At 66.1% G+C, this 22,138-nt stretch carries 24 protein-coding genes, 1 tRNA gene and 1 pseudogene; 6 read left to right on the top strand and 20 right to left on the bottom strand.

What is annotated here, in order from left to right; translation table 11 throughout:
- Window positions 1–196 precede the first annotated feature (196 nt).
- From arsB to GGR45_RS16460, 6 genes are all read right to left on the bottom strand, one after another.
- Entirely contained in the window at window positions 197–1,276 is a 1,080-nt protein-coding gene (gene arsB, locus GGR45_RS16435; RefSeq protein WP_175312389.1) for an ACR3 family arsenite efflux transporter, read from the bottom strand.
- A 3-nt stretch (window positions 1,277–1,279) separates the two neighbouring features.
- The gene (gene arsC / locus GGR45_RS16440; protein WP_175312388.1) at window positions 1,280–1,708 is read right to left on the bottom strand and encodes an arsenate reductase (glutaredoxin); all 429 of its coding nucleotides are present in this window, start codon (window positions 1,706–1,708) and stop codon (window positions 1,280–1,282) included.
- An 11-nt stretch (window positions 1,709–1,719) separates the two neighbouring features.
- A complete protein-coding gene (locus GGR45_RS16445; RefSeq protein WP_175312387.1) occupies window positions 1,720–2,052 on the bottom strand; it encodes an ArsR/SmtB family transcription factor in 333 nt (110 codons plus the stop codon).
- Between the two features lie 43 nt (window positions 2,053–2,095).
- On the bottom strand, window positions 2,096–2,365 hold the full coding sequence (locus tag GGR45_RS16450; protein ID WP_175312386.1) for a hypothetical protein: 270 nt from the start codon (window positions 2,363–2,365) through the stop codon (window positions 2,096–2,098).
- A gap of 485 nt (window positions 2,366–2,850) precedes the next feature.
- Window positions 2,851–2,925, bottom strand: a tRNA-Gln gene (locus GGR45_RS16455).
- Window positions 2,926–2,989: 64 nt separating this feature from the next.
- Window positions 2,990–4,087 (bottom strand): branched-chain amino acid aminotransferase, encoded by a 1,098-nt coding sequence (locus GGR45_RS16460; RefSeq protein WP_217498046.1) that lies wholly within the window; start codon window positions 4,085–4,087, stop codon window positions 2,990–2,992.
- Window positions 4,088–4,144: 57 nt separating this feature from the next.
- On the opposite strand from GGR45_RS16460, the gene GGR45_RS16465 reads away from it, so the two are divergent.
- Complete coding sequence (locus tag GGR45_RS16465; RefSeq protein WP_175312384.1) at window positions 4,145–4,642, top strand: MarR family transcriptional regulator; 498 nt, start codon at window positions 4,145–4,147, stop codon at window positions 4,640–4,642.
- A gap of 143 nt (window positions 4,643–4,785) precedes the next feature.
- On the opposite strand, the gene proC is transcribed toward GGR45_RS16465, so the two are convergent.
- The 5 genes from proC to GGR45_RS16490 form a co-directional block, all read right to left on the bottom strand.
- Entirely contained in the window at window positions 4,786–5,586 is an 801-nt protein-coding gene (gene proC, locus GGR45_RS16470; protein ID WP_285138824.1) for a pyrroline-5-carboxylate reductase, read from the bottom strand.
- Complete coding sequence (locus GGR45_RS16475; protein ID WP_175312383.1) at window positions 5,583–6,086, bottom strand: type III secretion system chaperone family protein; 504 nt, start codon at window positions 6,084–6,086, stop codon at window positions 5,583–5,585. The genes proC and GGR45_RS16475 overlap by 4 nt, the downstream gene beginning before the upstream one ends.
- Window positions 6,087–6,224: 138 nt before the next feature.
- Window positions 6,225–6,494, bottom strand: coding sequence for an accessory factor UbiK family protein (locus GGR45_RS16480; protein ID WP_175312382.1), 270 nt, complete (start codon window positions 6,492–6,494; stop codon window positions 6,225–6,227).
- Between the two features lie 20 nt (window positions 6,495–6,514).
- Window positions 6,515–7,033, bottom strand: a complete 519-nt coding sequence (locus GGR45_RS16485; protein ID WP_175312381.1) for a TspO/MBR family protein — start codon at window positions 7,031–7,033, stop codon at window positions 6,515–6,517.
- Between the two features lie 123 nt (window positions 7,034–7,156).
- The gene (locus tag GGR45_RS16490; protein WP_175312380.1) at window positions 7,157–7,891 is read right to left on the bottom strand and encodes a TlyA family RNA methyltransferase; all 735 of its coding nucleotides are present in this window, start codon (window positions 7,889–7,891) and stop codon (window positions 7,157–7,159) included.
- Between the two features lie 163 nt (window positions 7,892–8,054).
- Here GGR45_RS16490 and GGR45_RS16495 point away from each other — a divergent pair, with 163 nt between their 5' ends.
- On the top strand, window positions 8,055–8,735 hold the full coding sequence (locus tag GGR45_RS16495) for an RBBP9/YdeN family alpha/beta hydrolase (RefSeq protein ID WP_175312379.1): 681 nt from the start codon (window positions 8,055–8,057) through the stop codon (window positions 8,733–8,735).
- 64 nt (window positions 8,736–8,799) lie between these two features.
- On the opposite strand, the gene GGR45_RS16500 is transcribed toward GGR45_RS16495, so the two are convergent.
- The 3 genes from GGR45_RS16500 to GGR45_RS19735 are packed head-to-tail and all read right to left on the bottom strand — an operon-like array spanning window position 8,800 to window position 11,111.
- A complete protein-coding gene (locus GGR45_RS16500; protein WP_175312363.1) occupies window positions 8,800–8,967 on the bottom strand; it encodes a hypothetical protein in 168 nt (55 codons plus the stop codon).
- The gene (gene dxs / locus GGR45_RS16505) at window positions 8,964–10,889 is read right to left on the bottom strand and encodes a 1-deoxy-D-xylulose-5-phosphate synthase (protein WP_175312378.1); all 1,926 of its coding nucleotides are present in this window, start codon (window positions 10,887–10,889) and stop codon (window positions 8,964–8,966) included. Before dxs ends, GGR45_RS16500 begins: the two co-directional genes overlap by 4 nt.
- Window positions 10,890–10,907: 18 nt before the next feature.
- Window positions 10,908–11,111 carry a hypothetical protein gene (locus GGR45_RS19735; RefSeq protein ID WP_246358277.1) on the bottom strand — a complete coding sequence of 68 codons (204 nt, stop codon included), beginning with the start codon at window positions 11,109–11,111 and terminating at the stop codon, window positions 10,908–10,910.
- On the opposite strand from GGR45_RS19735, the pseudogene GGR45_RS16510 reads away from it, so the two are divergent.
- A pseudogene (locus GGR45_RS16510) lies at window positions 11,038–11,513 on the top strand (GNAT family N-acetyltransferase). The gene GGR45_RS19735 and the pseudogene GGR45_RS16510 overlap by 74 nt on opposite strands.
- Here GGR45_RS16510 and GGR45_RS16515 read toward each other — a convergent pair.
- From GGR45_RS16515 to GGR45_RS16530, 4 genes are all read right to left on the bottom strand, one after another.
- Window positions 11,510–12,220 (bottom strand): hypothetical protein, encoded by a 711-nt coding sequence (locus GGR45_RS16515; protein ID WP_175312377.1) that lies wholly within the window; start codon window positions 12,218–12,220, stop codon window positions 11,510–11,512. The pseudogene GGR45_RS16510 and the gene GGR45_RS16515 sit on opposite strands and share 4 nt — an antisense overlap.
- 114 nt (window positions 12,221–12,334) lie before the next feature.
- Window positions 12,335–12,646: a hypothetical protein gene (locus GGR45_RS16520; protein ID WP_175312376.1), complete on the bottom strand. Its 312-nt coding sequence runs from the start codon at window positions 12,644–12,646 to the stop codon at window positions 12,335–12,337.
- A gap of 156 nt (window positions 12,647–12,802) precedes the next feature.
- A complete protein-coding gene (locus GGR45_RS16525; protein ID WP_175312375.1) occupies window positions 12,803–13,396 on the bottom strand; it encodes a hypothetical protein in 594 nt (197 codons plus the stop codon).
- Window positions 13,397–13,505: 109 nt separating this feature from the next.
- On the bottom strand, window positions 13,506–15,317 hold the full coding sequence (locus GGR45_RS16530; protein ID WP_175312374.1) for a DUF885 domain-containing protein: 1,812 nt from the start codon (window positions 15,315–15,317) through the stop codon (window positions 13,506–13,508).
- A 194-nt stretch (window positions 15,318–15,511) separates the two neighbouring features.
- On the opposite strand from GGR45_RS16530, the gene GGR45_RS16535 reads away from it, so the two are divergent.
- From GGR45_RS16535 to GGR45_RS16545, 3 genes are read left to right on the top strand one after another with little or no spacing between them, the layout of a single operon-like run.
- Complete coding sequence (locus tag GGR45_RS16535; RefSeq protein ID WP_175312373.1) at window positions 15,512–17,020, top strand: DUF4153 domain-containing protein; 1,509 nt, start codon at window positions 15,512–15,514, stop codon at window positions 17,018–17,020.
- An 11-nt stretch (window positions 17,021–17,031) separates the two neighbouring features.
- A complete protein-coding gene (locus GGR45_RS16540; RefSeq protein ID WP_175312372.1) occupies window positions 17,032–17,739 on the top strand; it encodes a response regulator transcription factor in 708 nt (235 codons plus the stop codon).
- A complete protein-coding gene (locus GGR45_RS16545; RefSeq protein ID WP_175312371.1) occupies window positions 17,736–19,322 on the top strand; it encodes a sensor histidine kinase in 1,587 nt (528 codons plus the stop codon). The genes GGR45_RS16540 and GGR45_RS16545 overlap by 4 nt, the downstream gene beginning before the upstream one ends.
- Here GGR45_RS16545 and GGR45_RS16550 read toward each other — a convergent pair.
- Window positions 19,313–20,926, bottom strand: coding sequence for a DUF5597 domain-containing protein (locus GGR45_RS16550; protein WP_175312370.1), 1,614 nt, complete (start codon window positions 20,924–20,926; stop codon window positions 19,313–19,315). The two genes, GGR45_RS16545 and GGR45_RS16550, sit on opposite strands and share 10 nt — an antisense overlap.
- A gap of 59 nt (window positions 20,927–20,985) precedes the next feature.
- Window positions 20,986–21,969: a methyltransferase gene (locus GGR45_RS16555; protein ID WP_175312369.1), complete on the bottom strand. Its 984-nt coding sequence runs from the start codon at window positions 21,967–21,969 to the stop codon at window positions 20,986–20,988.
- Between the last annotated feature and the right edge of the window lie 169 nt (window positions 21,970–22,138).

Consider the following 22,138-nt stretch of genomic DNA (forward strand, 5'->3'; position numbering starts at 1 on the left):
CCTCGCCTCCGTGATGAACATCGACGCGTTCAACCTGGGTAACGCCATCGGCGCGGCGCTAGGGCGGCGGGGTGATCGGGGCGGGGTTGGGTTTGCCGGCGGCATCGCTGGCAGGCGTGGCAATGGTGGCTTTGGCGCGGCTAATGTGTTGGCGCTGCGGCGTCAGCCAGACGTTCCGCGAGGCTTAGCATGCCCCTCATATATCCGCGGGCATGCCTCGCTCATACCAGCCTTGCGACCGCTTCACGATGGCGACAACCGACAGCATGACCGGCACCTCGACCAGCACACCGACGACCGTCGCCAACGCTGCGCCAGAGTTCAACCCAAACAGCGAGATTGCGGCGGCGACGGCCAGCTCGAAGAAGTTCGATGCGCCGATCAACGCCGCCGGAGCCGCCACGCACCACGCGACGCCGAACCGCCGCGACAGCCAATAGGCAAGGCCCGCATTGAGATAGACCTGGATGAGGATTGGCACTGCGAGCAAACCGATCACCAGCGGCTGCGCGACGATCGCCCCGCCCTGGAAGCCGAACAGCAGCACCAGCGTCGCCAGCAGCGATACCAACGACACCGGACCGAGGCGGCCGAGCAGTCGATCAAGCGCGATCTCTCCCCCTTGGGCCAGCACGACGCGCCGCACGACCTGCGCTACCACCACCGGGACGATGATATAGAGCACGACCGAGATCAGGAGCGTGTCCCACGGCACCGTCACCGAGGCGACGCCGAGCAGCAGGCCGACCAGCGGCGCGAACAGGAACACCATGATGACGTCGTTCAACGCAACCTGGCTGAGCGTATAGGTCGGCTCGCCGTCGCACAGGTTCGACCAGACGAACACCATCGCGGTACAGGGCGCGGCGGCCAGCAGGATCAGGCCCGCAATATAGGATGATCCTTCCCCGGCGGGCAGCAGCGGCGCGAACAGCCAGCCGATGAACAGCGCCCCCAGTGCCGCCATCGAAAAGGGCTTTACCGCCCAGTTGATGAACAGCGTGACCCCCACGCCCTTCCAGTGCTGGCGGACCGATCCGAGCGCGCCGAAGTCGATCTTGAGCAGCATGGGTACGATCATCAGCCAGATCAGGACCGCGACGATCAGGTTGACACGTGCGACCTCGGCAGCGGCAACGCGCGCGAACAGGCCGGGCAGCAGATGCCCCAGGCCGATGCCAGCTACGATGCAAAGCCCGACCCAGAGCGAAAGATAGCGCTCGAACCGCCCCATGGCAGGGCGCGGCGGCGCGGCCCCGGTGACAATGCTCGACATGATTCAGCTTACCCGCTGACCGGCGGCATTCACGACCTGCTCGCCATCTTCCTTGGCAAACGCCCCTTGCTGGGCGACCGGAAGCAGATCGAGCACGGCTTCGGATGGACGGCACAGCTTCACGCCCAAGGGCGACACGACGAGCGGCCGGTTGATGAGGATCGGATGCGCCATCATCGCATCTACCAGCGCCGCATCGGACAGCGACGTGTCGCCCAGACCCAGCTGGGCATAGGGCGTGTCCTTCTCGCGGAGCAGATCGCGCGGCGTCATATCGGCACGGGCGATCAGTTGCACCAGCAGCGCACGCGAGGGCGGCGACTTCAGATACTCGACGACATGCGGCTCGATGCCCGCATTGCGAATCATCGCCAGCGCATTGCGCGACGTCCCGCATTCGGGATTGTGATAGATGACGACATCGACGGCCACGGCCGGTCCTTTCAGCAGCAAGGGGTAAGTTCGGCGACCAGCGGCGCACACAGCTCGGCACGGCCGCCGCAGCAATCCTTGACGAGGAACAGGGTCAGCGCGCGCAGCCCATCCAGATCGGCGCGGTAGACGATTGAGCGGCTGTGGCGCTCGGAGCGGACAAGACCGGCGCGGGCGAGGATCCCCAGATGCGCCGACATGGTGTTCTGCGGCACGTCGAGACGCCGGGCGATCTCCCCTGCCGCTAGACCGGCTGGTTCGTGACCGACCAGCAGGCGAAACACGTCAAGCCGTGTTCCCTGGGCGAGAGCGCCAAGCGCAGAGACAGCCGAATCGTTATCCATATATCCAGCATAGCAGATATGTTGGTCGGCAGCAGGGTGCGTTTCACGTCACGAGAGAAATTCGGAGGGTCGTTACGACCCGCAGATCGGCAAAGCGCTTCGCTGCCTCGACCGGCTTGCCGTGCATCCACTCCTCGGGATACCGGGACCGCTCGATATCGCCCGTAGGATATCTCGTTAGCGGGCGGGGCGCAGCTGGTGATGGCGGTGGCAAGGACACCGCCACTTCGATCGGCTGCACAAATGTGCGCAACGGCTGCTCCGCATGAGCGTAAACGTCGCGATCGGTCGGATAGAGGGCGAGTTCGACCACCCAACGTAGACGGTCATCGATCGCGAAACCGGCCGCCGCAAGGTGTCAGTCGATCTCTTGCCGGCGGATCGACTGACACCTTGCTCTAGCGCAGCGAGACGACGGTTTGCAGATCGGCGATACGCTGCGCGTTCCAGCCTTCCGCGTCGAGCGTCTGCTCGTCGGGCTCGAATGACATGTGCCCACCCTGCGAGGTCAGCGCTGGAGATAGCCCACAAAGGCCCGACCCGTGGGCAGATGATGCTCGCCATCGGAGGACGTCGCGCGCTGTTCGGCGCAAACCTCGGCCAGACGCTCTTCTTACGAGGACCTTATGGAACGAAGAATGAACCCCGCGCCACCAGAAGATGTGGCCGCAGCGATAGGCATGCTGGAGCGAGGCAAGGACGTGCTTTCCTCCGCACACCCCATTGGCACAGTCGACTGTACACACCGGGGCATCGGGACCGGGGTTAGCCAGTTCGATCAACAACTCGGATGCAAATTGGCTGGGGCGGCAGGATTCGAACCTGCGTATGACGGTACCAAAAACCGTTGCCTTACCGCTTGGCGACGCCCCAGTGGAGAGGCGCGCCTTATACCCGGCGCGCCGTTCTTGAAAAGCCCCTATTCCGGGGAAAATCGTCAGCCCAAGCGGCGCATCCAGCCGTGCGGGTCGGGGGCTTGGCCGCGCTGGATCGATACCAGCTGTTCGCGCAAGGACATGGTCAGCTGGCCCGGGCCGCCGCTGCCGATGGTGAAGCGGCCCGCAGGTTCCGCGACGCTGCCGATCGGGGTGACGACGGCGGCGGTGCCGCAGGCGAAGGCCTCGACCAGGCGACCGCTGGCAGCGTCGGCGCGCCACTGGTCGATCGCATAGGGCTCCTCACGCACGGTCAGGCCTTGGGCGCGCGCGATGGTGAGGATCGAATCGCGGGTGATGCCGGGCAGGATCGTGCCGGTCAGCGGCGGCGTCACGAGCGATCCGTCGTCGAACACGAAGAAGACGTTCATGCCGCCGAGTTCCTCCACCCAGCGGCGCTCGACCGCGTCGAGGAAGACCACCTGGTCGCAGCCATTGGCGATCGCTTCCTTCTGCGCCAGCAAGCTGGCGGCATAATTGCCACCGCATTTGGCCGCGCCCGTGCCGCCGGGGGCCGCGCGGGTATAGCCCTGGCTCACCCAGATCGAGACCGCAGGCGCACCACCCTTGAAATAGGCGCCGACCGACGAGGCGATGACCATATAGAGATATTCGGCCGAGGGCTTCACCCCCAGGAACACCTCGCTGGCGAACATGAAGGGACGCAGATACAGCGCGCCACCATCCTGTTCGGGAATCCAGTCACGCTCGACCTCGACAAGCCGCTCGACCGATTCCAGGAAGAGGTTTTCAGGCAGCTCGGGCATCGCCATGCGCCGCGCCGAGTCTTGGAAGCGGCGGGCATTCGCCTCGGGCCGGAACAGCGCGGCGCCGCCATCGGCCAGGCGATAAGCCTTCATGCCCTCGAAAATTTCCTGCGCATAATGCAGGACCGAAGCGGCCGGATCGAGCTGAAGCGGCGCGCGCGCGGTGATCTGCGCATCGTGCCAGCCCTTTTCGTCGCTATAGCGGATCAGCGCCATGTGATCGGTGAACACCCGGCCGAATCCCGGATCGACCAGACGCGCCGCCCGTTCGCTCGCCGCGACCGGGGCCGCAGAGGGATCAAACCGAAACGTCAGGGCTTGGGGCACTTCCATCGTCATCTCTCTGTTTTGGGTTGCCGTGGCCTAGGGCGTGTGAGTAGACGGGTCAACATGGCTGCCTCGAACCAGTCCGCATCGGCACAGTTTCTCCGCGAACCAGAGCTCCGCAGGGGTATGGAATTGCTGTACTTCGGCAATAGCCATCTTGTGCGCTCCATCGATCGCGGTCTCGCCGCGCAGGGGTTGGGCCGTGCCCATCACCGCGCGCTCTATTTCATTGCCCGCAAGCCCGACATGACGGTCAGCGAGTTGCTGTCACTGCTCGCCATCACCAAACAGTCGCTGGGCCGTGTGCTCAACGAGCTGGCGACGCGCGACCTGCTCGAAACGCGTCCGGGCGATCGCGACCGGCGCCAACGGCTTCTCCGGCTGACACCGGCGGGGGCGGCGATGGAGGCCGAATTGTTCGACGCGCTGCGCGAAAAGCTGTCCAAGGCCTATGCGCGGGCCGGGCAGCAGGCGGTGACGGGGTTCTGGACCGTGCTGGAGGGGTTCATCCCGGAGAATGAACGCGCCCGGATCGAGGATTTGCGGTCCAACGACGGCTGACTTTTGTCCGCGCGAAGACGCTACGGCGCGAAGAGAAAGAATTTTTGCGCGCCAAGGCTAAAGGAACACGGAGCTACGCTCGTCGCCCCTCTGCGCGTCCGGACGGACCACGATCTTCTTCGCGGCTTCGCGCAAACGCAAATTCAGCGTCGCGCGGCGGCCGCCATTTCGCGATTGCGCCGTTCGGAAGCGGTCAGCGTTTCGGCCATGAGCCGCTTGAGCGCATCATCCGCATCCAGCACGTTCAGCCCTTCGCGGGTGGAACCGCCAGGGCTGGCGACCCGATCCGCCAACACGGCGGGCGGAGCATCCGCTCCGATCGCCATCGCCCCTGCCCCGTCGACCGTGGCCAGCGCCAGTTGCTGCGCCAGTTCAGGTGCCAGCCCCAGCCCGACCCCGGCCTGGGCCAGCGCGTCGATGAAGCGGAACACGAAAGCAGGCCCGCATCCCGCCAGCGCGGTGACGGCGTCGAAGCGCGCCTCGTCGTCCACCCAAGGGGCAAGGCCCAGTGGGCGGGCCAGCGCCTCGGCGGCATCGCGGACGGCCGCATCGGTGGAACGGGTGTAGAGCGCCGTCACCCCCTGCCCGATCGCGACCGGCAAATTGGGCATCATCCGCACGACCGCGCCGGCCGGAATACGACTGGCCAGCGCCTGTTCCTCGACCCCGGCCAGGATCGACAATAGGATTGCGGGGTTAAGATGCGCCAAAGTCGGTGCGATGTCGTCGAGCTGCTGCGGCTTGAACCCCAGCATCAGGATTGCAGGCGTCTCATCGACCGGCAGCGCGGTCAGCGAGCGGACGCCATCGGGCGCGCGCGTACCGCTTCGAGTAACGACCGTGACTTGCACGGGGTCCAGCCCTTCGGCCAGCCAGCGGCGGAGCATCGCGCCCGCCATGTTGCCGCATCCGATCAGCCAGATCGGCCCGGAAGGAAAACTCACGCTTCGCCCTGGGTTTCGATCAGCGCGGCGGCCAGCGCCTCGCGTGGCGTCTTGCCACCCCACAGAACGAACTGGAATACCGGGTAGAAGCGCTCGCACTCCTCGATCGCCGATTCGACCAGCAATTCGGTCGCAGAGAGCGAGATGGTGCCATCCTCGCCGCCATCGACCATCGCGGCGTGACGATAGAGCAGGATACCGCTGTTGGACCATAGCTCGAAATGGCCGATCCAAAGCTGTTCGTTGACCAGCGCCAGCGCCTCATAGATGCTGGCGCGGCGGTCTTCGGTTACCTTGATATCAGGAAAAGCCAGGAACTGTAGGACGCTGTCGTCATCCCGCCACAGCGCGCGAAGCTCATAGCTCGCCCAACTTCCCTTGACCGTCGCGACGATCTCCTCGTCGTGGCGTTCATGCTCCCACCCATGGGCGGCGAAATACGCCTCCAGCATGTCGATGGGGGCCGATTCTTCGGCTTCATGATCGGTCGATTCAAGCATCACAGGCCCTTGCGAACAAACCCAGACCGACGCAGGTTGCACCGCGCGGGGCCGGGCGGCAAGCCGCCAGATGCCGAAATCTGTGGATAGCTGTCCGACCACGCGGGCCGAACAGGCTCCATTCAGATATCAGGACGATCAGGATTCCGCCCCGGTTGTGGTCCCGCCCAGCCGCGCTTCCAGCGCGTCCAGGCGCGCCTTCAACGCATCTGCTTCGTCGCGCGCGGCGACGGCCATCGCCTTGGCAACCTCGAACTCTTCGCGGCTGACAAAGTCGAGCCCACCGATCCACTCGCGCGCGCGAGACCGGGCGCTGGCCTCCGCCTCACGGCCCATGCCCGCCACGGTTCCCGCCAGACCGTTCATCACCTTGGCGAAATCGTCGAACAGCTTGTTGTCGGCCTGCATATCAAATCCCCAAAATCGTTTCAGAGCATTTGGGAGGTCTGCGCCCCCGGCACAAGCCTTTCCGCATCCGGATTGAGCTGTCCGATCCGCCAGTTGAGCACGCCGGCAAAGGACAGCCACACCAAATAGGGTAGCATCAGCCATGCCGCGCCCTTGCGGATCCGAGAAAAGACGACGGTGGTGGCGATCGACAACAGCAGGATGGCAATGATGACGAACAGCGCCAGGCCGACCTTATGGGCACCGAAGAACAAGGGGGTCCAGGCAAGATTGAGCACGAACTGGCCGACGAACAACCCGATCGCCGCGCCGCGCCCCTTGGCCCCACGCGCATGGACGATCATCGCCAGCGCCAATCCGATCAGGATATAGAGCGTCGTCCAGGCCACCGGAAACACCCAGCCCGGCGGGGTCAGCTCCGGCTTGGCGAGCGCACGATACCAGCCATTGTCGGCTCCCGACGGAACCGAGCGACCCGAGCCGAAGCCCAGCAGCAGGATCAGCGGAACGATCACGATCGCCCAGCGCAGGAATGACATGCGCAACTGCCCTTTCGACGCGATCGTCCCCACTCGTTCCTCTTTCGCCATGATGCCCGTCGATCTGCCCCACTGCTCGAAGACAGTAAACGGAAAGGTCAACGTTGTTTGCCCCTTTCCCGTTCAAATTCGGGATGCGGCCACCAAAAACTCGATATTTCCCTCTGGCCCGGTGATCGGGCTCTGCGTCACGCCCGCCACCTGCCAGCCGCTGTCGGTCAACCATGCGTCCACCTGGTCGCAGACGCGTCGGTGCACCGCCGGATCACGGACCACGCCGCCCTTGCCCACTTCCTCGCGCCCGGCCTCGAACTGCGGCTTGATGAGCGCGAGCAGCCGTGCGCCGGGTTTGGCGAAGCGCATGGGGCGTTCCAGCACCTTGGCCAGTCCGATGAAGCTGGCGTCGCAGACGATGATGTCGACCGGTTCGGGGATATGCGCCTCGGTCAGGATGCGCGCGCTGGTCTGTTCATGGACGATGACGCGCGGGTCCTGGCGGAGCGACCAGGCGAGCTGGTTGGTGCCGCTGTCGACCGCATAGACGCGAGCGGCGCCCTTTTGCAGCAGCACGTCGGTAAAGCCGCCGGTCGAACTGCCGACATCGATCGCGACCGCGTTCGTGACGTCCCAGCCGAAATGCTCCAGCCCATGCGCCAGCTTGATCCCGCCGCGCGACACCCAGGGATGATCGCGCCCGCGCACATCGAGCTCGGCGTCTTCGGCAAGTTGCTGACCGGGCTTGGCGATCTTCGTTTCTCCCGAAAAGACGAGGCCGGCCATCACCAGGGCCTGCGCGCGGGACCGCGATTCCACGAGTCCGCGATCCACGAGCATCTGGTCGACACGCTGTTTGGCCATCCCTCGGCCCTACCCGCCGCCTCCGCCCGTCGCAAGCCACCATCCGCCGAGCGCATCGCCTATTGCCTATTAGATTGGTAGGAATATGTTGAGGTCATGGAGCGGGAGTCGGTCGGGCGTCGCGTCCGCCTCGCGACCCTCTCCGCTATCGAGGAGATGCCATATGGGTTCGTTCGCATCCTATGAGGCCCGCAAGCCAACGGTCCTCACCGTCCCCGGTCTCGGCGGTTCGGGCCGCTCGCACTGGCAATCGCTGTGGGAAGAGGCGCGGCCCGACACGGTCCGTGTCGAACTCGGCATGTGGTCGACCCCGCATCGCAACGCCTGGGTCACACGGCTGGACCAGGCGATCCGGCAGGCGCAGGCGCCGGTGATCCTGGCGGCGCATTCGCTCGGCTGTCTGGCCGTCGCGTGGTGGGCGGAGCTGTCGCCGCAACCCTATGGCTGGCCGGTGGCAGGCGCGCTGTTGGTCGCCCCGGCCGATGTCGACCGGCCTGATGCGCCCGAGGCTTTAAAGGCATTCGCGCCTTCGCCGCGCACGCCCCTGCCCTTCCCGTCCATTCTGGTCGCCAGCCAGGACGATCCGTGGATCTCGATCGACCGCGCGCACAGCCTGGCGGTCGATTGGGGCAGCCATTTCGTCGATGCCGGGCCGCAAGGGCATATCAACGCGGCGAGCGGTCTCGGCTGGTGGCAGGAGGGGCAGGAACTGCTCGGCCGGGTGATCGCGGCGAGCGGGACGGACCGGCCGTCGCCATCAGGCCCGCTGTCGCCCAGCGAAGCAAGGGCCGTACTGGCGGTCAATGCGACCGACGCGGCGCAGGCGCATTATCTGGGGCGGTGAGGCAAGCGGGGTTCGCGGCGAATGTCGAGGCGTGCGCTTCGACTTCGCTCAGCGCGAACGGGGTTCAGGCTGAACGGGCCTGATGGTTTTCCCCGGCCTCGGTCGCTTCCCGCTCCGCCTTCGCCGCCGCCGTGGCGGCCTTCATCCGCCGCCACATGCGGACGTTCACCCCGACCATCATGACCACCGCCAGCGTCGTGAAGACGATGACGGCGGTCCAGCCACGGATCACGCGCGCGCGCCTTCGGTGACGTGGCTGCTGTTGTGGCGCAGCGCCTTCAGCACCGTGTCGACGATCGCGTCGGCGTCCAGCCCGGCCTCGGCATATTGCACCTCGGGCTTGTCCTGATCCTGGAAGAGATCGGGCAGCCGCATGGTGCGCAGCTTGAGGCCGCCATCAATCAGCCCCTCGTCCGACGCCATGGTCAGGACATGCGCACCCAGGCCACCGATCGCATTCTCCTCGATCGTCACCGCCACCTCATGGGTGGTCAGCATTCGACGGATCAGCGCCTCGTCGAGCGGCTTGGCGAAGCGCAGGTCGGCGACCGAAGTCGACAGCCCCTTGGCCTCCAGCGTATCGGCGGCACGCAGCGCCTCGGCCAGGCGGGTGCCGAGCGAGAGGATCGCGACCTTCTTGCCTTCGCGCACGACGCGCCCCTTGCCGATCTCCAGCAGTTGCGGCGTCTCGGGCAGCGCGACGCCGACGCCGTTGCCGCGCGGATAGCGCACCGCAATCGGCCCGGAGTCATGGTTGACGCAGGTATGGACCATATGGACCAGTTCGGCCTCGTCGGCGGCGGCCATCACCACCATGTTGGGCAGGCTGGCAAGATAGGTGACGTCGAACGAGCCCGCATGGGTCGCCCCGTCCGCACCGACCAGGCCCGCCCGATCGATCGCGAAGCGGACCGGCAGGTTCTGGATCGCGACGTCATGCACCACCTGGTCATAGGCGCGCTGGAGGAAGGTCGAATAGATCGCGCAGAAGGGCCGCATACCCTGCGCCGCCAGACCGGCGGCAAAGGTGACGGCATGTTGCTCGGCGATGCCGACGTCGAAGAAACGCGCCGGATGGGCCTTGGCGAATTTGTCGAGCCCGGTTCCCGATGGCATGGCGGCGGTAATGGCGCAGATGCGCGGATCGCTTTCCGCCTCCTTCGCCAGCGTTTCGCCAAAGACATTCTGATAGGCGGGTGGCCCCGGAGGCGCCTTGGCCTGCGCGCCGGTGATGACGTCGAACTTCTGGACGCCATGATATTTGTCCGCCGCCGCCTCGGCCGGGGCATAGCCCTTGCCCTTCTTGGTGACGACATGGATCAGGATCGGCCCCTGCTCGGCGTCGCGGACATTCTCGAGCACCGGGATCAGATGGTCGAGATTATGCCCATCGATCGGGCCGACATAATAAAAGCCGAGCTCCTCGAACAGCGTGCCCCCCATGGTCATGCCGCGCGCAAACTCGTCGGTCTTCTGCGCCGCCTTCTGGATCGGGCGCGGGAAGCGCCGGGCCAGCTTCTTGAGCACATCGCGCACGCCCAGAAATTCGCGGCTGGACACCATGCGCGACAGATAGGCCGACAGGCCGCCCACCGGCGGTGCGATCGACATGTCGTTGTCGTTGAGGATGACGATCAGGCGATTGCCCGCCTGTTCCGCATTGTTCATCGCCTCATAGGCCATGCCTGCGGACATCGCGCCGTCGCCGATCACCGCGATGCCCTTGCCCGGCGTGCCCGCCAGCTTGTTGGCGACCGCGAAGCCGAGTGCCGCAGAAATCGACGTCGAGCTGTGTGCCGCGCCGAAGGGGTCGTATTCACTTTCCGAACGCTTGGTGAAGCCCGACAGGCCGCCGCCCTGCCGGATGGTGCGGATGCGGTCGCGCCGCCCGGTCAGGATCTTGTGCGGATAGCATTGATGCCCGACGTCCCAGATCAGCCGGTCGTCGGGCGTGTTGAAGACATAGTGGAGCGCGACCGTCAACTCGACGACACCAAGCCCGGAGCCCAGATGGCCGCCGGTGGTGCCGACGGCCGAGATCGTCTCGGTCCGCAATTCATCGGCGAGCTGCCGCAATTGCTCGGGGGCCAGGCGACGCAGGTCGTCGGGATTGTGGACCGTGTCGAGCAGCGGGGTCTGAGGAATGTCTGCCATCCGACCGGCTTATCGCAGCTAATCGGTGGTGTCGATTGCAACTGTTCGACCCGACGTCATTGACGTCTGCGTAAAAATGTCCCGAAGAAGCGCGATGTTTAACTTTCGCTGGGCCGACACCGCCGACATTCCCGCCATCGCCCTATTGATGGACCGGGCGATTTCCGTACTGCAAAAGGGCTTTCTTTCTGCTGCCGAGATCACGGCCAGCCGTTCGGTCATGGGCCTGGATACACAGCTGATCGCCGACGGCACCTATTTGCTGGCCGAGCAGGACGGGCGGCTGGCGGGCAGCGGCGGATGGAGCGCGCGAGCTACGCTTATGGCGGTGACCATAGCCACGCCTTGCGCGACGCGGCGCTGCTCGACCCTGCCAAGGACCCCGCCCGCATCAGGGCCATGTATGTCGACCCGGATTTCGCGCGACAGGGACCGGGCCGCGCCATTCTTACGCGGTGCGAAGCGGCAGCCCGGGCAGCGGGCTTCGCGTCGGTCGAGATGATGGCGACCCTGGCGGGCGAGCCGCTTTACCGCGCCTGCGGCTATACCCCGATCGAATCGATCCGATCCGCACCCGTCGACGGTGTGCACGTCCCCCTGATCCGGATGGGCAAGCCACTTTAACCGGGCAGCTGCGTCCTCAAGCGAGGGAAGACCTCTTCGATCGGCTTGGTGTCGGGCAGGATATAGACATAGCCGCCCTTGCGACGGAATGTCGGCCGCAACTGCCGCGCATAAAATGCCTGGGGGACGTTGATACAGCCAAAGGTGATGCGGTTGTCGTCCGGTGTCGGCGACAGCATCCGCTCGCGGCGCTTCTCGCGCGCGCCCGCATCCTTCGGGATCGGATGCAGCGCCACCGATGTCGTATAATCGACCCACAGCACCCGCTGCCCCGCCACCGGAAGGCCGAACTTGGCCAGATACCGTCCGGCGGGCGTGGTCTTTTCGGCCGGACCCAGCGACGCCAGCGTCTTGGTGCCGACACCGGGGCTCGCCTCGTCGCCCGGCATGATGCCGATCAGGACCGGCACCGCCGCCTGCTGCGTGCCGTCGGGCGCGAACAGGAACAGGGTCGCGTTGACCTTGTCGACCACCGCCCAGGGCAGGCCGCGATTGTCATGCATTCCGGAAACCCACCCGATCACGCGCTGCGCCGCCGGGGACGGGGTCAGGACCGGCTCGGGCGCGACGACGGGCGCGGGTTTTGCCTTGGCTTTGGATTTGGATGGAGCCTTGCGGATGGTCTTGGGCGGCGCGGGGGGGCGCGCATCGGCGACCACAGGGACCATCAGGGCAAGGCCCGCCAGCGACAGGATCAGGGGCTTCATCGGGGCAGGCATGTCATCGGTGCAAAATACTCAGGCAAAAGGCCGGCCCCTCCCCCGGCGAGGGGAAGAGACCGGCACGTCATTCAGCGAATATCGCCGTTCAGGCCGCTGCCATCAGTGGCGAGGACGCCGCGCAGGCTTCTGTTCCTGCACGGTCAGACGCTGTTCCACACCATCGACGCGACCGCCCAGCTGGTCGAGCCTTTGGCCATTTTGCTGCGCCTGGCCCGACGCGGCCTGCGCCTCGGCCAGCGCCGCCTTGGCGGTGCCGTCGGTTTGCTGGAGCCGCGATTCGAGCGAATCGACGCGCTGGCTTACCGGGGCGATTTGCTCCCGTACAAAGGATTTCGTCGCACAGCCGCCAAGACTGACGGCACCCGCCAGCGCTACCACGGCCAGGAGAGATTTAGATGCATAAGCCGACATAACAGTTCATCCAGTCGTTAACCAACCGCAACAACGAAGCCGAGCGGAAAAAGTTCGACAATCCTGTTTCTGTTCGGCCGTGCTGGTTTTTCGGCCAAGCGTTTACTGTAACACTATTTGGGCGCAGGCCTATTGTGTTAAGATGCCGTTCAGGCTTCAGCGTTTGCGAGCCGCCCCCTTGGCAAACGGATCGCGTGGAATACCGTCTGCCCCATCATCCGAACGGGTCCCTTTGATCGGCTCAGCCTTTCGAGCCGAGACGCAGTCGCGCAGCGCGGCTATCGCCGCTCCGCTGCCCGCCAGCGACAGACGCTCGACCGGTACGTCTCCCCGTGCAATGTTCAGCGTCTGCGACCGGGCGAGATAGGTCGGGAAGGGCTTTTCGAAGCTGGTGACGAAACCCTGCTTGTCATCCGACGAAAGGCCGACCGCGAAATGCTTCGGATAGCCGCCATTGGTCAGCTTGAAGTCAAGCGCGAGCCGCTCCCTGGGCTTGATCGACCAATTGGCGTTCAGCACCGTCAGATGGTTCGATCCGTCGCGGTCGAGCCCGAGTAGCAGCGTCGTGTCGCCGGGCCGGTCATAGATACGCGTCAGGAAGCACCCGCCGCCATCCTCGCTGATCGCCAGCGTCCAGTCCCCGACCTTGCGCGGCAGCGTGTCCTTTTCAGCGGCCGCAGCCCCGGTCGACGCTTGCATGGCGGCCAGACACAGCGACGAAAGCGCAAACGGGATACGTGACAACTTCATAGACTTCTTCCTCCGCCTGCGACCCTATCCGCCCCGGCGGCGATTGGCCAAGCCTTAGGCGTGTCGTGACATCGCCATCCCCCGCCATGCTGGCGAGGTCGGGAAGGTCCTACGCCATTCGCTCGCGCACTACCCGCTCCAACACGTCGAGCGGCATCGCACCCAGCGTCAGGACGCGGTGGAATGCCTTGGGGTCCCATTTCGCCCCCGCCTTGGCCTTCGCCTCGTCGCGCAGGCGTGTCCAGACGGTGTGACCAATCTTGTAACTACAGGCCTGTCCAGGCCAGACGGTGTAGCGGTCGATCTCCCCCTGGCTGCGGCCGCGCGCGATGCCGGTCGTGGCGATCAGATAGTCGGTCGCCTTCTCGCGGCTCCAGCGTTTGGCGTGCATGCCCGAATCGACGACGAGGCGCGTGGCCCGGAACAGCAGCGACTGCAGATAGCCGACTTGGCCCAGAGGATTGCTCTCATACATCCCCATCTCGTCGGCCAGCTGTTCCGAATACAGCGCCCATCCCTCCGAATAGCCTGAATAGAAGCCGCGCCGACGGATCAGCGGAATGTCCTGGCTCTCCAGCGCCGACATGACCTGAAGGTGATGGCCGGGCACCGCTTCATGATAGGTCAGCGTCGCCAGGCCGAATTTGGGCCGGTCGAACGTATCGCGCAGATTGATGAAATAAATGGCAGGCCGCGCGCCGTCGAGCGAGGCGGATTGGTAATAGCCGCCCGGCGCGCCCGCCTGGATCGCTTCGGGCACGCGGCGGATTTCGACCGGCGCCTTGGGCAGCACCGCAAATTGTTCGGGCAGACGGCGGGTCATCGCGGCGACCTGTGCGCGCAGTTGTTCGAGCAACGCCTCGCGTCCCGCATCGGTGTTGGGATAAAGCTGGTCCGGCCGTCGATTGAGCGCGACGAGCCGCTCGCCGACGCTGCCCTGCGCCATACCTTGCGCCTTCAATATGCCGTCGATCCGCGCGCCGATCTCTGCCACCTGCGCCAGCCCGAGCCGGTGGATCTCATCGCCGGTCATCTCGGTCGTGGTCGCGGCGGCCGCGGCGGCGGTGTAATAGGCCTCTCCGTCCGGCAACCGCCAGACGCCCGCGTCATGGACCGCCCGGCCCCGCAATTCGGTGACCAGCGCCCGCTGCCGGTCGAGCGCGGGGAAGACCCGCTCGGCCATCAGGCGCGCGACCCGCTGGGCGCGTTCCGGGGGCAGATTGGCGCCTTTCAACTTGGCGGCAAGGTCGATTGCAGGACCGGTCGCCTCCGGCGCCTTGTCGCGCACCGCCGCCAGCTGTTTAAGCGTGGTGTCGAGGATATAGTCGGGGGCAAAGACGCCCTTGCCGGCATCTTCGCGCTGGCGCTCGGTCTCGGCATCGATCGCCGGGCCGAACGCCTCGACCCGCGCGACATAGGCGTCGGCGTCGGTGGCGTCGGTGATCCGATGCTGTCCTTCCAGAAAGTCGGGTACGTCGCGATACGCGCCCGACAACTGGCTCAATACATAAGGGGCATAGCGGCCCGCGCTCGACCCATAGGAAAAGCGTTCACCCGCGATCACTCGGTCCAGCCCATAGGCGAGGATGTCGTAATCGAGCCGCGCGCCCTGCCCCAGGGCCTCGCGCGGAATGGTCGCAAGCAGCGCGCGCTCCCGCTTCGCCCGGGCAAACTCGCGCCGCTCGCCTGCCCGCGAGACATCGCCCAGCCGGGCCTTCAGATGCGCACGCGGCCCAGTGTCGAGCCCGAGCGAGGTCGCCTGCTCCGGACTGTCCTCGAGCCGCGCATAGAAGAAGCGATCCAGCATCGCCCGCAATTCCGCATCGCGTGCCCCTGCGCCTTGCGCGACCTTGGCCCAGGACGGCGTGGCGGCCGTCGCCGCAACAAGGCTGGCGGAGGCGAGGAACTGGCGACGCTGCATGAACACTCCCGACGTCATCTCATGATGGACTTTCACGCTAAGCCGTTGATCCGGGCCTGCAAAGCGATTTGTCGATCGGCGCGCGCATACCCTTCTGCACGGTTTCTGCACCGATATCGCGCGTGAAACGCGCCGGACCGACCGGCGTCCCTCCACCGATGCCGTCCATAGCGGCCCGATCGAGGGAGACCGGCATGAACGGCAAGACATCAGGATCATTCACCTTTGGTTTCAAGCTGATCGGCGCCGCCGCGTTGATCGGTTTGGCGCACATATTCTTCTATGGCGAAGAGCCGGGCTGGACGCTGGGCGGCTTCGCGCTGGCTTGGATCGTCATCCTGCTACTCACTCGGCGCGATCTGCGCGACAGCCGGTCGGCACGGGGGGCGCTGGCCATGGCAACGCTGTTCGGATCGTTGCTGGTCGACGATCCCGGCCCGCTCAAGGCGCTGATGGTCCTGATCGCGATCGGCATGGCGACGCTGCTGCCGCTGCGCCGCTATGACGATGCGATCCACGCAGCGGGGCGGCTGCTCGTCCACGGAGCGCTCAGCCTGGTCGCGCCGCTTCGCGATGCGGCGCGACTGTCCCGGATCAGGAGAGGTCGCAGCGGGCCGAAGCTGGCGGCGGTCGCCGCGATGCTGGTCGTGCCCGTGGGCGGGAGCGCGCTGTTCCTCGCCTTGTTCGCGCAGGCCAATCCGCTGATCGACGACGCCTTTGCCGCCATCCGCATTCCCGATTTGTCCGCCCTGCTGTACCGGCTGCTGTTCTCGCTGCCCTTCCTGCTGCTCATCTGGTCCAGCCTGCGGCCACGAAAGACCCTGCTAGCCCCCGGATCGGTGACGTGGGACGCCGCCCCCCTGCTCCCCCGGCTGGCGCGCGCGACGCTGATCCTGTCGCTCGTCACCTTCAACCTGATCTTCGCGGTGCAAAACGGACTCGACATCGCCTTTCTGTGGAGCGGTGCGCCGCTGCCCCAGGGGATGACGCTGGCGGACTATGCCCATCGCGGCGCCTATGCCCTGATCGTGACCGCACTGCTGGCGGGCGGCTTCGTCCTCTATGCCGCCGAATCGGAAGATGCGGTGCTGCGCCGGCTTATCACCATTTGGGTTGCACAGAATGTCCTGCTGATCGCCTCCAGCATCCTCCGGACCATCGACTATATCGCTGTCTATTCGCTGACCCCGTGGCGGATCGCGGCGCTGGCCTGGATGGGGCTGGTCGCGGTCGGACTGGTGCTGATCCTTTGGCGGATGTGGCGCGGGCGGTCGGCGCGCTGGCTGGTCAACGCCAATGCGCTGGCGGCGGGCGTCGTGCTGACCGCCGGATGCGCGAGCGACCTGGGAGCGATCGCGGCAAGCTGGAACGTTGCTCATGCCCGCAGCGCCGCCGATATCGACCTGTGCCATCTGGAACGCACGGGGCCATCGGCCCTGCTACCGCTGATCGCCTTGGAGCGTCGCGCCGCCGATCCTGCCCTGCGCGAACGGATCGGCTATGTGATCGACATCGTTGCGGCCGACCTGATACGTGCCCAGGCCGACTGGCATAGCTGGACCTGGCAGGGCGCGCGGCGCCTGGCCGCGGCGCAAAGCCGGATTGGAACGCAGGTCCGGTCGCGACAGCAGCGCCGATGCGGCGGCGAAGCTTTCCTGCCCCAAGCTGCCCCCAACCCGTTGACGGAAGCGCCCCGGCCGTGATCCTGTGTCCCATGCCCCGCACGATCCTGGTCGCCGATGACGACCCCAATATCCGGCAACTGCTCGTCTTCGCGCTCGGCAAGGCGGGGCTCGACACGATCGAGGCGGGCGACGGAGAGGCCGCCCTCGCCGAGGTTGCCGCGCACCATCCGGACCTCGTCGTACTGGACATCAACATGCCGCGCATGGACGGACTGGAGGTCTGTCGCCGCCTGCGCAGCCAGGGCGAGACGCCGATCCTGTTCCTGTCGTCGCGCGATGACGAGATCGACCGGGTGCTGGGGATCGAACTGGGCGCGGACGATTATGTCGTGAAGCCCTTTTCCCCGCGCGAGGTGGTGGCGCGGGTCATGGCGATCCTGCGCCGTACCCATGCCCATCCACCGAGCGTGGAAAATGCCGGGACGGCGATCCGCCACGCCGCTCTCAGCCTCGACATCGAAGGGTGGCAGGCCCGCTGGGCGGAAATCGCGGTGCCGCTGACCGTCACCGAATTTTCGATCCTGCGCACCTTGGCAGTCATGCCGGGCAAGGTGTTCAGCCGCGACGCGATCATCGATCGGCTGCACGGACCGGGCTTTGCCGTGACCGACCGGACGATCGACAGTCATATCCGCAACCTGCGCGCCAAATTTGCCGAACATGGCGGCACCGACGTGATCGAGACGCGCGCCGGGATCGGCTATCGGCTGGGGGCGTGCACCGGCGAGGCGGCGTGATCGCTATCCTGAAAGAATGGCTCAAGCGCCGCTGGCCGCGCCTGAGCTTACGCACCTATCTGTTCGCCAGCTTCTTCCTGGTCGCCGCCTTGCCGGGCGTGGGAGCGGTGGGCCTGCGCGTCTATGAGAACACGCTGGTCCGCCAGACCGAGGCCGAGCTGGTCGCCCAGGGAGCCGCGCTCGCCGCCAGCGCTGCGGCCCTGTGGCCGGATGCGCCGCCGGGGCGGGGCGTGATCCATAGGCCCGACCAGGCGTCGGGGCCTTATGGCATGGCGGCGATCACCGCGGTCGACCTCAGCGCCACGCCGATCCTACCCGAACGTCCCCTGCCCCGCGCGGCGCCGACCGCCATCGGCGACGCGCAGGACGCCGCCATACGGCTAGCCCCCGTCCTCGCGGCCACGCGGCAAGCGACACTGGCCTCGATCATCCTGCTCGATCGGGACGGGCGGATCGTAAGCGGCTCGGTCCGACGGGGCAGCTATGCCGCGCTGCCCGAGGTCGCCGCCGCGCTGACCGGCACTCCGCGCACCGTGCTTCGCCGCGATGGGCGGTACAAGGCGATCTACCGCTTCGACTGGCTATCACGGGCGGCGGCCACGCGGGTCCATTACGCCCGACCGATCCTGGTGAACGGCCGGGTGGTCGGTGTGCTGCTGCTGTCGCGCTCGGCGCGGTCGCTGTTCGTCGGGCTGTACCAGGACTGGGGCAAGATCGCCATCGGCGTGCTGGCGATCCTGGGCACGCTGATCATGCTGTCGGGCCTATTGTCGCGCGGTATCGCCCGACCGATCGAGGAATTGCAGGGCGCCGCGCGCGATGTCGCCGCCGGGCGCGGTACGGTTCCCGCCATACCGGCGACGGCCGCAATCGAAATCCAGGATCTGTATCGCGACTTCGCCGCCATGGCGCAGGCGATCGAGGCGCGTTCCCTCTACCTGCGTAACTTTGCCCATGCGGTCAGCCACGAGTTCAAGACGCCGTTGACCGGCATTCGCGGCGCAATCGAGCTGTTGCAGGATCATGGGGCGGCAATGTCGGCGGAGGAACGCGACCGCTTCCTCGCCAATGCCGATGCCGATGCAGGGCGGCTGACGCTGCTCGTCTCGCGGCTGCTCGATCTCGCGCGGGCCGACATGACCGTCGCGGCAGTGGAAGGGTCCTGCGACGTGGTCGCCACCGCCCACAAGCTCGCCGATGCGCACCGAAGCCGCCGCATCGCCATTCGGGTGGAGGCGGAAACACCCACCATCGCTGCCCAGATCGCGCCTGAGACGCTGGAGGCGGTGCTGACCACCCTGATCGAAAACGGTGTCCAGGCGGGCGCGGATGCGATCACCCTGTATGTCGAGGCGGGCGATCCCATCGTCGTCACCGTTGCGGACAATGGCGGCGGCATCCCGCCCGGCGACCGGGCCCGGATATTCGAGCCCTTCTTTACCTCGCGCCGAACGAGCGGCGGCACCGGCCTTGGCCTATCGATCGCCCGCGCGCTGCTGGCGGGATCGGGAGGCACGCTGACGCTGGCCGAGGCGGTGCAGGGAACCGCGATGCGACTAACCCTGCCGCCCGTTCAGCGATAACGGCCCATCACGACCTTCAGCACGACTGGCCGGTCGATCAGGTTGATGCCGTAATCCGTCTGATCGCCATTCCACATCCGATCCATCACCCAGCGGCCGTCCGTGAAATGCCCCTGCTCGACCCGCACGATCATCGCCTTGGGGTCGGGGGTCGCAGATTCGAAACGGACGCGGACATGGTCGCCGGTCATCAGGAACGCGTCGCGCGACAACTGGACGACCGCGACGCCGCCGACCGGCTCGGCCTTCCACGGCGCAGGCTCGGCCTTGAGCCAGCTCCAGCTCTTCTCGCCAAACTGCCACTGGCCGAACTCCGCGCGGATACGCCAGTCGCCCAGCACGGTTTCCCGGTCGCTGCCGTCATCGGGCCTGGCGGTGCCCCAACTCGGATGCTCGAACGCCGCCTGCGCCCAGTCGCGCATCACGCTCTCGACCGCGCCATAAGGCCGGGCGAAAGCGTCAAGCGTGGGGTCGTCCAGCGCCTTGGCCCCCAGCGGATAGTTGAAGAAGCCCGTGTCATCCATGCCGAACGGCGCAAAGCCGATCGCCCCGCGCCCCAGCGCCTCATAGAAATAACGCGCGAACTCGCGGGCATTGCCGATCTCGGGCACGAGCAGCGGATTGTCAGGCCGGGCATAGGCGTTCAGGTACGCCACCACATTGGCGCTCGCCCGGTCATAAATATCGGGCGCCTCGGCATCGATCGAGGGCGCGGCGACCTTCCAGATGTCGAGCACGTCCTGCTGCGGCCCACCGCTCGCGACGCCGTCGGGGTCAGGCACGTTGGACGGCCCCGCGAGCGCCGCATTGACGTACATCGGCAACGGCTTCACGGCCTTGCCCGCCGCAGCGATCTCATCGATGTAGCGCGCGGTGTACCAGGTGTTGAACGCGCGGTCGGCCTGCGCGCCGAAGACCGCCGCCCAAGTGCCGCGCGGCTTGCCGAGCCTGCGGGTCAGCGCCTCGGGCACGGCTGCGTCGAACAGCTTTTGCGCCGCCGCCGAATAGTCGCGTGGGTTGCGATAGCTGCCGACCTCATTCTCCGGCTGGACCATGATGACCGTGTTCTGCGGATCATGCTCCTTGAGGTACGTCATCAACCGCACGAAGGCGCGCTTGTCCGCCTCCAGCGTGGTGCGCGCCATCGGGGTCAGCGCGTAATGATCCTTGCCGTCGCGCGTCTTCATCCGGGGAAAGCGGCGATTGTCGAGCTTGACCCAGTCGGGGGTATAGCCGGGCGAGGTGTTCTTCCAGGTCGCGAACCAGAGCAGCACAACGCGTTTGTCATGCGCGCGCGCCTGATCGAGCAGCGTCTGGACGAACGAGAAGTCGAACCGCCCCTCCTCCGGCTCGATCTGTTGCCAGGCGACAGGAATTTCGATGGTATTGGCATGGATGCGGTCGAGCATCGGCCACAGCTGCGGCAGCGCGGCGACGTAGTTGCTGCTATTGTTGACCTGCGCGCCCAGCATCAGAAAGGGCCGACCATCGACGATCAGCGCGTGGCGGCCGCCCTTGCTGACGATCTGCGGCACCGTCGTCGGCTGGGCAGGCAGCGGGCTCGCCAGCCCGAGCGCCATGACCGCCCATCCCGTTCCCCGCATGACATCTCCCCCGCGCCTTCCTTACGTCATCCTACCCGTGCACAGGATCGAAGCATACATCAACGGGCGACGTCGCGTTCGATCATCAGGCCGATGGCGGCAATCCGCTCGACGTCTTCATAGCCGGGCTGGTCAAGGTCCTCGCTGAAGATATCAGGGTCGAGCTCGACATAGCGCATCGTCAGTCCCCGTTGGGGTAGGCAGCGACGCAGTTCCTCCAGCAACACGTCGCGCCCGCCGACGATCGACGCGCCGGTGTGCAGGACCAATCGCCCGCCCGGCGTCAGCAGGCCAACGCCCTGCACCACCCAGTCGAGCGAGAGCCGCGCGCCATACAGGTCGCCGCCATCGCGATAAGCGCGGCGATCGGTGTCGATCATGAAGGGCGGATGGGTGACGATCAGGTCGAACTGTCGCTCGATCGCCTTCGGCTCGCGCGCCTCGACGGTGTCATGGGTGATCCCGGCCTGTTCGGCATTGATGCTTGCCAGGAACAGCGCCTTGGGGTTGATGTCCGCCAGCGTCAGCTGCGCTTCCGCCAGTGCGCTCGCCGCCGAAATGCCGCCCACTCCGGCCCCGGCGCCATAATCCAGAACGGTGCGAGCACCAGGCTTCACCTGCTCCGCGATCCAGCGCGCGAACCGATAACTGTCGGGGCCGAGGAACACCGCATCCGCCTGCGTCGTGGGATAGGCGGAATGGAGAAAAAGCCGTGGCCCCACCCGCGACACCCGCAGCGTGGGCATCCAGCGATCCGCCGATACGGGCTCGATCGCCCCGGCGGCTTTCAGCGCGTCGAACATCTCCGGGTCGATCACGTCGCGGGCGAAAGCCAGGCCCCAGCCCAGCACATCGCGTAAATTCCCTGCGGCCTGCCGATCGGGGCGCTTGACGACGCGCGCATGGGTCGCAGGCGTCGCTGTCACGAACTGATATTCCCGATCCTCCAACAGCCGGAGCAGCCCAAGCAGTGCGGGACGACGCGCAGCGTCGTACCAGCCCTCCCGGCCGTGCGACAGAACCTGGTCAAAAGCCTGCTTCAACATACTGATCCCGAGCCATTTTCCTTATAGAATCATATGAATGAGCAGCAAATCGGGTTCCCGCTTCTGATCTGGATCGAGAAGCTTTGTGAAGGGCCGCGCACGCTCCACAAGTTCGCACTTAACTCAGGATGTTTTGGCCCGCGACCAAATGGGCTTACGTGCGTTA

The organism is Sphingomonas zeae, assembly GCF_014197135.1.
GTDB lineage: Bacteria > Pseudomonadota > Alphaproteobacteria > Sphingomonadales > Sphingomonadaceae > Sphingomonas > Sphingomonas zeae.